5 protein-coding genes and 4 pseudogenes are annotated in these 10,340 nt (G+C 37.8%); 5 read left to right on the top strand and 4 right to left on the bottom strand.

The features are described 5' to 3' along the window. From AC1DIT_RS13735 to AC1DIT_RS13725, 3 genes and pseudogenes are all read left to right on the top strand, one after another. Positions 1 to 199, top strand: a pseudogene (locus tag AC1DIT_RS13735) (IS4 family transposase); the annotation flags it as partial. Positions 200 to 818: 619 nt separating this feature from the next. Then, complete coding sequence (locus AC1DIT_RS13730; RefSeq protein WP_016115901.1) at positions 819 to 2,048, top strand: serine hydrolase domain-containing protein; 1,230 nt, start codon at positions 819 to 821, stop codon at positions 2,046 to 2,048. A 271-nt stretch (positions 2,049 to 2,319) separates the two neighbouring features. After that, positions 2,320 to 3,593, top strand: a pseudogene (locus AC1DIT_RS13725) (IS4 family transposase). Between the two features lie 295 nt (positions 3,594 to 3,888). Here the strand turns inward: AC1DIT_RS13725 and AC1DIT_RS13720 are convergent. Further along, positions 3,889 to 4,938, bottom strand: a complete 1,050-nt coding sequence (locus AC1DIT_RS13720) for a glucan-binding protein (RefSeq protein ID WP_016115903.1) — start codon at positions 4,936 to 4,938, stop codon at positions 3,889 to 3,891. A gap of 366 nt (positions 4,939 to 5,304) precedes the next feature. Next, positions 5,305 to 5,559 (bottom strand): annotated as a pseudogene (locus tag AC1DIT_RS13715) (RNA-guided endonuclease InsQ/TnpB family protein); the annotation flags it as partial. Positions 5,560 to 5,662: 103 nt separating this feature from the next. Here AC1DIT_RS13715 and AC1DIT_RS13710 point away from each other — a divergent pair. Together AC1DIT_RS13710 and AC1DIT_RS13705 are read left to right on the top strand one after the other, a co-directional pair. Continuing rightward, positions 5,663 to 5,860: pseudogene (locus AC1DIT_RS13710) on the top strand (DUF1433 domain-containing protein); the annotation flags it as partial. Positions 5,861 to 5,997: 137 nt separating this feature from the next. Further along, positions 5,998 to 6,294, top strand: coding sequence for a WXG100 family type VII secretion target (locus AC1DIT_RS13705; RefSeq protein WP_016115906.1), 297 nt, complete (start codon positions 5,998 to 6,000; stop codon positions 6,292 to 6,294). Between the two features lie 273 nt (positions 6,295 to 6,567). On the opposite strand, the gene AC1DIT_RS13700 is transcribed toward AC1DIT_RS13705, so the two are convergent. Then, positions 6,568 to 7,086, bottom strand: coding sequence for a GNAT family N-acetyltransferase (locus AC1DIT_RS13700; protein ID WP_016115907.1), 519 nt, complete (start codon positions 7,084 to 7,086; stop codon positions 6,568 to 6,570). Positions 7,087 to 8,406: 1,320 nt separating this feature from the next. Further along, a complete protein-coding gene (mutL, locus tag AC1DIT_RS13695) occupies positions 8,407 to 10,338 on the bottom strand; it encodes a DNA mismatch repair endonuclease MutL (RefSeq protein WP_016115908.1) in 1,932 nt (643 codons plus the stop codon). Positions 10,339 to 10,340 lie beyond the last annotated feature (2 nt).

The raw sequence follows: 10,340 nt of genomic DNA, 5'->3' as shown, positions 1-10,340 counted from the left end.
ATATATGATTAAAGACTATTTTCTTCTTCTATTCCAAACTATACAAAAAAACACTCACGAGCTATCAAAGGTGTTACTTCGCCTGTTCAATCTCCTACAGCAAAACGGGCGGAAATCTCATCGATATAAGAAAAAAACGGTCTTTGATATATTAGGTGTCGTTTACAATTGTACCATGTCTGATAATCAAGCCGCTTAATTCAAAAAATGAAACCCGTTAGGGTTTATTTCGTATGCAAATCTTTCAATCACCTACACTTGCCCTTTAGAAAAAAGAAACAATCCCGCCTAAAATTGACTTTGCATAATCTTAGCTTGATAGCGATGGGATGCTGCCACACATCCATCAACTTAAGAAATTGGTAGTTCCCCAAAACGAAGAAAATGAGTTGAATTCCCATAAATAACTGTAAAATAATAAAATTTTCGTTTTGGGGACACTTCAAAATATTAGCTTGATGGGCATGGGGTATCGCCAGCATTTCGGAAAAAAACTACGCTAAGAGCATGCAAGATTTTATACAGTTTTTCGGCCAATCCAATAACAAACGGGAACCCTGAAACCCACGCCAGAATAGGAATGTATAGAAAAATGAATAGAGTCATAGAAAAAGAAAAAGGCGGATTCCTTGTGAGAGTAGGAATCCACCTTTATCCTTGCTACCGATAATGCGGGGTTATGTTAACCTCACATGTATAGGATATACATAAATACATTTTGTCGAAATTATTAAAAAGGGGAATTTTTCTATTTGAAGAACTAATAATTGTTTACCAATATGTATTAGAAATCTCAATCTAAACTAAAGGAGAACAAAATGGGACAAAACAATAAAGGCTTTTCTGAAACAGGGTTGCGCAAAATGCGCAATGTACTGGCGCAGCATATCGATTCTGGAAAGATTCCTGGGCTCGTCGCCTTAGTCAGCCGAAACGGCGAGACGCACGTCGAAGCGCTTGGAACAATGAGGCATGATGGTGGCGCACCAATGCGTCGGGACACGATCTTTCGATTGGCGTCCACTAGCAAGCCGATCGCAGTTTCACCGGTAATGGTTCTGCTCGACGATTGCAAACTGCATTTGGACGACCCAGTAGACAAATGGCTGCCCGAACTCGCCGACCGGCAGGTGTTGAAACGGCCCGATGGTCCGCTGGAAGAGACCGTCCCAGCACGGCGTCCTATCACTGTACGAGACCTGTTGACCTCCACATTCGGGCTCGGAGTGGATCTCACGTTGATGGGTTCTCCGATCATGAACACGTTCTTCGAGAGTGGGATATTCGACACGCCAGGGCAGGATATGCCCGATCCAGATGAGTTTATGTGTCGCCTAGGTGCACTTCCGCTAAGCTACCAGCCCGGAGAGCGGTGGCAGTATCATATCAGTATTGAAGTGCTTGGCGTGCTTGTTGCCAGGGTCACGGGTCAGACATTCGAGTCGTTCCTGCGCGAACGCATCTTTGATCCACTGGGAATGAAGGACACTGGCTTCTACGTGCCTGAGCGTAAGATTGACCGGCTTCCACCTGCCTTCAACCCCGATCCGCAGACAGGTGAGTTCATCGTGTGGGATGAGGGTGCAGGCGGACGTTACAGCAAACCTCCAGCATTCCAAGCAGGCGGTGGTGGGCTGCTCGCAACCGTCGACGATTATCACGCGTATTTGCAGATGCTGTTGAACAAAGGGATGCACGGAACCAAACGGATCCTGTCCCGACCTGCGGTCCAGCTGATGACCACCAACCGTCTTACTCCTGAACAACAAGTATACCGAGACGATTTGGCCAAAAACAACGTCCATTTGTCGTTTGGCCAAGGGATACAAGGCGGCTGGGGCTTTGGGATGGCGGTGCGCACCTATCTTGGAGACTACGCGTCTATCGGTCAGTTCGGCTGGGATGGCGGAACCGGCACTGCAGCTTACGCTGATCCAGACAAACAGTTTACTGGAATCCTGTTCACCCAGGTTGGGATGTCCACTCCGGACTCATCGCATCTTATCCAAGACTTCTGGACCACGGTCTACCAAGCAATCGAAGACTGAAACCGAACTTAGGTATTGTTTAAAGGAAAACGCCAAGACGGATGCATAATCATAGGCTTGGCGTATATTTTTTAATGTTATATTATAATATTATTATTTGAATATATATCCATATATTTTGAGGATGATGCCCTCAACTATCCGAGAAAAACTGCTTTTATTAATAGATATTAGGGGTCCTGCCACACATCCATCAAGTTAAGGTTATGTATAATTTTCATCAAAAACAGCCACCCTTTCATGGAGTATCCATGAAAGGGTGGCTGTTTTTATGTCTTCAATGAGTCTTACAAAAGAATTACAATTATTAGATCAGGAATTAAAGAATACATTTTCACTTTCATTTTTAGAATCACTCGCGCGTGAAACAGGGATGATTCAACGTGCAAGAAAATGTAAAGCGCAAGATATCGTTTCTTTATGTGTCTTCCTAAGTAAAACAGTTGGAACAGAATCTTTAGCTAGTCTATGTGCCAAATTGAATGAAACAACCAGTGTCTCCCTATCTTCTGAAGGGTTGAATCAACGTTTCAATCCTCATACTGTTCAATTTTTCAAACAAATTTTTTCTAAATTGTTTCATCAAAATATTTGTCCTACTCCATCCTTTGGAGGGGATTTCAAACGAATTCAAATTCTAGATTCTACCATGTTTCAACTTCCTAATCACTATTCAGGGGTATACAAGGGATTTTGGGGTGGTGGATCAGAAGCTGGAGTCAAAATCCAACTAGAGTATGATTTATTATCTGGAAACTTTCTTCAAATGGATGTGAATCCCGCGGTTAGTAATGATAACGTGTATGGACAAACCCGAACAGATACATTAGAGCCAGGTGATTTATGTATTAGAGACTTAGGATATTTTTATATCGATGATTTTAAGAAAATGGAGGAAAAGAGAGCTTCATATATTTCACGTATCCGTTGGAATACGCAAATATATAGAAAACAAGAAGACGCATGGGAACTGATTGATGTAGAAACCATCTCAAAACAATTAAAAGAAGGAGAATATATCGAGTTCTCTCGAGTATATATCGGATTTCATCAAAAACAAGCAACTCGTTTGATCGTCTATAAATTAACAGAACCTGAACATACAAAACGATTAGAACGGCATAAAAAAGATAAACGACGAATGCCTAAATACGCGAGTGGTATCAACTTATTTATTACAAATATAAGTGAAACTGAAATGAAGTCCCATAAAATTTATCAGCTCTATTCTCTTCGTTGGCAAGTTGAAATTTTGTTTAAAACATGGAAATCTATTTTTCATATTCATGCGGTAAAAAAGATAAAACTTGAACGCTTCCAGTGCCATTTGTATGGACAATTGATTGCGCTATGTCTGATCGCAGGTATAACTTATAAAATGAGGAGACTCATCTGGGAGAGAAAACAGAAAGAAATCAGTGAATATAAGGCAACGTATATGGTATATATTTATTTTTCAAGTATACGCGATGTGCTGTTCACATCCTGTCGAGACATGATTCCCATTCTTGTCAGATTGTTCGAAGACCTATCAAAAAATGGTAGGAAAGCACATCGGTATACCAAATATTCACCATTTGATATTCTTGGCATCACTCAAGAATATCAAAATTCACTTCAACACACCGCTTAAAAAATAAAATATGTTGAAGTCTTATTTGAGTATGTCCAAATATAAAAACTTGTATTCTATATCTAACAAAAATAAACCGGATGCTTTTTAGCATCCGATTTATTTTTGTTAACTTGATGGCTATGCCCTCACAGGTGCCTTTTTTCATTATAAAAATATCTTAAAATAAATATCTGGTGTCATATATTCAGTTTAAAAGACCTTTTGTTACATCATAACGCCATTATCGGCAAATTGATACCATTTTCCATTGATATTCTGCCATCCAGTAGCCATATATCCGTAGTTATCAAAGTAATACCAGTTACCTTCAATTTTTCTCCAATCCGTAGCCATAGAACCATCTTCTATGAAATAACGCCATACTGCATCGGTATCGGATCTACCAAAACTTATCCACCCTGTAGACATAACCCCTTCATAACCAAAGTAATATGTCTTTTCATTAATAGTTTTTAACTTTAAAGTCATACGTCCGTCTTCATCCAAGTAATACCAATTCCCTTTATCTTGTATCCAGCCAGTTTTCATCGTACCATCTGCATTTAGATAATACCAATTCCCTTTATCTTGTACCCAACCTGTTTGCATTGTGCCATCTGCATTCATATAGTACCAATTATCCTTATCTTGTACCCAACCTGTTTGCATCTTACCACTAACAAAGTAATACCAGCTTCCTTTATAGTTCAACCAACCATTATAGCTAATGCCCTTGTCATTAAAGTAGTACCACTCATTCTTGATTAAATTCCACCCTGTTACCATGGATCCATCTTCAAGAAAATAGCTAAAAGTACGGTATTCTCCTACCCAACCTGTTCGCATTCTCCCTTTACTAAATCCATCTAAATAATATGTCTTACCATTATATTCAAGATGGCCCATGTGTAGATTTCCGCCTTGGAGAACGTAATACCAATCTCCCTCATATTGAACCCATCCTTCATTAGTATACAGTGCACCGTCTGCTCCTAATAAGTAAGCTCCATTTTCTTCTTCAATATGACCCGTTTTCATTTTTCCGCTTGCATCAAAATAGTACCACTTTCCTCCATCTTGTAACCAACCAGTTTTCTTCATACCATTTTGATCATAGAAATACCATGTACCTCCGTCTTTTACCCAACCTGTTTGCTGCATTGTCTGTTCTGTTTTTGGAGTAATCTTTTTCATAGTTTCTTGATTTTCGGCATGAGATACTGCAGGAACTACAAACATTGCAGACATTAAAACTGGTAAAATAGCTTTCTTCATTTTCCATATCCCCCAAATAATGAGTAATTTTAGTTTTTATTTCCATAAACAGAATTATATTACGATGTTTAAATATAATCAATAGTTTTTGTAACAGAAATGAAATATTTTTTAATCAAACGAAACAAAATTATCATATAAGTAATTTTTATTACTTTTTTGTTATATTAGAGATAACACCACACATCCATCAATCTAAGACATTTATCCAAAACGAGTGAATGACCCCTCCTTAACACTCTTACGAGTCGTTTGAAGAAGGAGCTTCCTGTTTCATAGAGTGTTGCTGCTTGAGAATCCAAGCAGTCTTACATACTCTCCACAGGCGTCGGTTATACTGTTTGGACACAACCTTGCCCTACAGTTTCAGTCTTCAATCGTTCTCACAAGTAATTGTTCTAACCCTTTTCGCAAAATGTTTAGACTTGCATTATGATCCCTGTCTAATACCGTTCCACACTTTGCACAAATATGCGTCCGAATAGAAAGTGATTTTTTCACACGATTTCCACAACTAGAACAATCTTGCGATGTGTATGCTGGATCTACTTTCACAAGTAGGCCTCCAAATTTCTTGCACTTATACAAAAGCATCCTGCGAAAAGCACCCCAGCCCACATCCCCACGAAAAAAGCAATCATATGCCTTTTCCAATCGTAAAAATACTTCTTGTAAGGGCTGTGATGGCACTTCTTTGAGAAAAGGATACCTCTTCTTATCGATTCATAAAATAAGCCCAATGGGAGTTCCTCATATAAAAGGATATATAAATGATAATCGAGAATTATGGTTTGATGCTGGCCTTGATGATAATGATACTTTTGAAAGAAAATTGGGGCGTTCTGGAGAACTTGGAAAACTTATAAAAAAATCTGAAAAATCGGTATCTGAAATTAAAAAAGAAAAGAAGGAAAAAAACAAGAGTAGTCTTTGCGATTACTCTTGTTTTTTATTAGAGAAAAATAAAATCTTTAAAAGTTTCAAACAATATATCATAATATTTTCGGTAAAATTAACCAATATATATTTTACTCATTATGTACTAAAGGAGAGATTAAAATGGCTGGACAAATTCGTATGAGTCCTGAGGAGCTAAAATCAAAAGCTAAACTATACGGACGGAGTTCTGATGAAATTAAAGACATTCTTGGAAAATTACAAGGATTACAAAATGAATCACGTGGAGAATGGGAAGGCCGTGCTTTTGAAGGTTTTGATCGACAATTCAACGATTTAAGACCAAAAGTAGAAAGCTTCTCACAATTATTACATGAGATTAATGTTCAACTTAACAAAACTGCAGAGGCTGTTGCTTCTCATGATGAAGAATTATCACGTAATTTCGGTTTGAAATAAGAAATGTTGTAATTTCTAAAAAAACAAAGAGAACTACTTGTGAAAGTAAACGCACTCATTAGAGTGCCTTTCGTGGACTTGAATGTATACTTATGTAGGTTTAGAATTAAAAGTCACTCTAAACTATTAATTTCACTGCATATAAAAAGCTATCGTTTTGAATACAGATTGATCAAAACGATAGCTTACTTTTATTTTTAAGAGCTGTTTTTTATAAAAAAGTTCAACCAGTAATATCTGGCTGAACTCTATAATACGAAAGCACCTGTTAGTTCAAGAAGATTGATTGTTATTTTTATAGTAGAAGATGGTAGCAGCTAATTCACCATTCTCAGATTTCGCATAGTTAGGAATCCGCCCAGCTTGAATATAGCCTAATGAAGTATATAGTTTATTGGAAGGGTCTCCTTCTCTTGTATCAAGAACTAATAATGACCTATCCTTCTGTTTTGCTATTTCTTCAGCTCTTTGCATAAGTAAACGACCAATACCGTTACGTCGATAATTGGGGTGTGTCATTAATTTTGCGATTTCAGCTCTATGGCTTCCATTCTGCTTCGTCGATAATTGTAACTGTACACTTCCAACAATTTGATTGTTTGATTTAGCAACAAATAAAATCACTTCGGGGCTAAGAACGGTTTCCCAGTACTTCTCTGCATCTACTTTTCCCATTGGTGGTAAAAATCCAATCGAAGCCCCATCTTCTACGACCTTTATTAAAAGTTCTGAAAGCTCATTAAGATGTTCTTCAATTAAAAATAATTGTTCAATTTTTACATCAATATCCAAGACAATCACCTCTATTTTAAATTAGCAGCTTAATAAAAATCAGGTGTATCTGTGTTGCCTATCTAATTTCATAAAATAACCATTCGGATATTTCTCCTCCCTATAACCAATTTTCAATATTATTTTTTTATTCATACGAATAGGTAAGGGTTTGAAGTTATCGCTCCCTTTTCCCCTCGTTAGCACCGTACGTGCAACTTTCATCGCATACGGCGCCCCAACTAATCCAAATTTATTTGCTCATTGACACTTCTGATACTGTGTATCTTCAGAGCCTCAATTCTTCCGTATTAATAAGTCGGTGCCTTTCGCAAAAGGTGAACCTCTATTAGTCTCACAAAAACCTTATTAATTGATAAAGATTTGCCTTGCATGAACAAATAATCCTTCATTAGTCTAGTGGCTATCCCTCCATGTGGATTAGACATTTCATCGATACTGTGCTACCACTTTCACTGATATAAAGAGAAGTTATACATTCGCTAATCTCACAAATACTTTCCAACTCAACGCTTCAAAGGGAGTAAGCCCTCCACGTTATCAGCTTACAACGTTGAATTATATCTATTATAGAACAAACGTAGGTATTTCCTGTGAGCCTGTTAATCTTCATACGCCTGTAACGTATCATGGATTTTCATATTAGCTAGTTTTACTCATCCACTACTAACTTCACACAAGGTGAGATACACATTTCTATGTATTGCAGGTCTAGACCCGTACATTCGAAAGTTCGTCAGCAACCCCATTTCTTATTGTAAGATGCATTGCATTCTCACCATATTTGTTCAACTCAAGCATCAGGATTTACACCGCCCCCTCGGGTAAGGTTTTCGTCAGCCGATACTGTTACGGTAAATTCTCACGCCTATTTGCCGAGCTTATAACACGAAACTTCTTACTCAATGTCGTGGCTATTCGACGCAGAAAGAGCCTTTCAAGGCGTTACCCTATCATTCGACTCTTCGATATAATCCTTCCGTTTCATCAAGATGAAACGGTCTAGCCTTTACCAGAGTAATGTGACCATTCTCCATTTATTTCGCACAACTATCCTGCACCTTTAGTGAAATAACAGAGTGTAGTTAATTTTGGTACATCTTTTTTATAAACGGTTAAACTTTCTTCAAAACGGTATGACTTTTTTATAAACGGTACAACTTTGTTTTAAATCGACAATTAGCTACCTCACTTCAATGCACTATATAGCCTTATTTCTAACAATGAGTTACTCTCTAACACCATTATTTTTTTAATATAAGAATATAAAGACGTTTTTTTATACGCAGTAGCGGACTTCTTTCTCTTTGGACAACTCTCCTACATCACCCGCTTAAACATCTTCTCCAGTTCATACGTMGAATGATGCACMAGWATAGGTCTACCATGCGGACATGTGTAAGGATTTGTYGTTGTACGTAGTTCTTCTAGCAAAGCAAATATTTGATCGTTCGTTAAATATTGATTTGCTTTGATCGATGCTTTACAGCTCATCATAATGGCTGCTTCTTCACGCAGTTTTTTTATATCGACTTTTTTTAGTTTGACAACTTGCTGCATCATTTCATCGATGATTTCTATTTCCTGTCCTTTTGGGAACCACGTTGGATGCGAACGAACGATAAAGGATTGATGACCAAATTGTTCTAAGAATAACCCTACCTTTTTCAATTCCTCTAATTGCTCTTCGACACGTAAGAATTCAGTGAGAGATAAATCAATACGATATGGTACGAGCAATTCTTGTACTTCTTTCGTTACTTGTCCTACTTTATCACGGAAATATTCATAATTGATTCGCTCTTGCGCTGCATGCTGGTCAATCATATATAAACCTTTATCATTTTGGGCAAAAATATAGGTTCCATGCATTTGCCCAATTGGATAAAGCGGTGGTAAGTCGTTTCCATTCATTTCGATTTCTTGGATTTCTGCTACTTCTTCTAATTCAAAATCTTCCTCGCTGTTATCCCATTCATTCCCGTCTTGGACAGATTCTCCAATCATTGATTTAGAAAGTTGCCAACTATTTTCTTCTTTTACTAAAGATTCTGGCGGCTGCCATTCCTGCTTTGGTGGTTGCCAAAGTAAATTTTTGTTTTGTGGTTTGGCTTGGATTTCTTCTTGTTTCTCATCCATTCCAGTCGGTAAGACGATGTTTGGCAGTGGTGCTTCTTTCGGTTTTGTATGTTCAAAATGAAATTGCTCTTGTACACTTTCATCTTTTTCTTTTTTCTTTGTTGTAACACCAGCATCTGGAATGAGCTGTATTTTTTTAAACGCGTCCTGCAATGTTTTTTCAATCAATTGCAGTAATTCCTGCTCTTTACTAAAACGCACTTCTAATTTCGCTGGATGAACGTTCACGTCAACTAACATTGGATCCATCTCGATTGATAAAAAACCGATTGGATAACGTCCCACTGGAAGTAATGTGTGGTACCCTTGCTGAATTGCTTTCATTAAGACATAGTTTCGAACGTAACGGCCATTTACAATCGTAGATATGTAATTACGAGATGCTCTCGTTACTTCAGGTAACGTCACATATCCACGAATGGTAAAGTCCAATGATTCCGCTTCAATCGGAATGAGTTTTTTCGCAACTTGAATGCTGTAAATTGCGGCAAGTACTTGCCTCACATCACCATTCCCTGAAGTGTGTAGCATTTTTTTCTCATTATGAAACAATTTCAAAGATACTTCTGGATGGGACATAGCAATGCGATATACAATGTCTGTAATATTCCCAAGCTCTGTATGAATTGTTTTCATATATTTAAGGCGTGCTGGCGTGTTAAAAAACAGATTTTGAACCGTAATATCTGTCCCTTTACGGCTCGCTGTTTTTTCCTGCATTATAATGTCTCCGCCCTTAATAATAAGATGTGTACCTGGTGCATCTCCTGTACTTGTGACTAACTCTAATTCACTAACAGATGCGATACTTGGCAATGCCTCACCACGGAAACCGAGCGTGCGGATGCGAAATAAATCATTTTCATCTTTAATTTTACTTGTTGCATGTCGCTCAAAAGCAACAATACAATCTTCTTCAGCAATGCCATCTCCATTATCAATGATGCGAATTTTTGATAATCCAGCTTCTTCTAAGTGGATTTCAATAGATGTACTATTCGCATCGATGGAATTTTCGACAAGTTCTTTTACAACTGAAGCAGGTCGTTCGACTACTTCCCCTGCGGCAATTAAGTTAGAGAGTTGATCATCGAGTTTGCGAATTTTCCCCATCT

Source organism: Bacillus sp. 05T22 (assembly GCF_056396765.1).
Note: the sequence above shows the minus strand (reverse complement) of the source record. Positions and strands in the feature narration are given on the sequence as shown.

Coding starts and splice junctions, on each gene's coding strand:
- AC1DIT_RS13730 (WP_016115901.1), top strand. CDS start 819: ATGGGACAAAACAATAAAGGCTTTTCTGAAACAGGGTTGCGCAAAATG.
- AC1DIT_RS13720 (WP_016115903.1), bottom strand. CDS start 4,938: ATGAAGAAAGCTATTTTACCAGTTTTAATGTCTGCAATGTTTGTAGTT.
- AC1DIT_RS13705 (WP_016115906.1), top strand. CDS start 5,998: ATGGCTGGACAAATTCGTATGAGTCCTGAGGAGCTAAAATCAAAAGCT.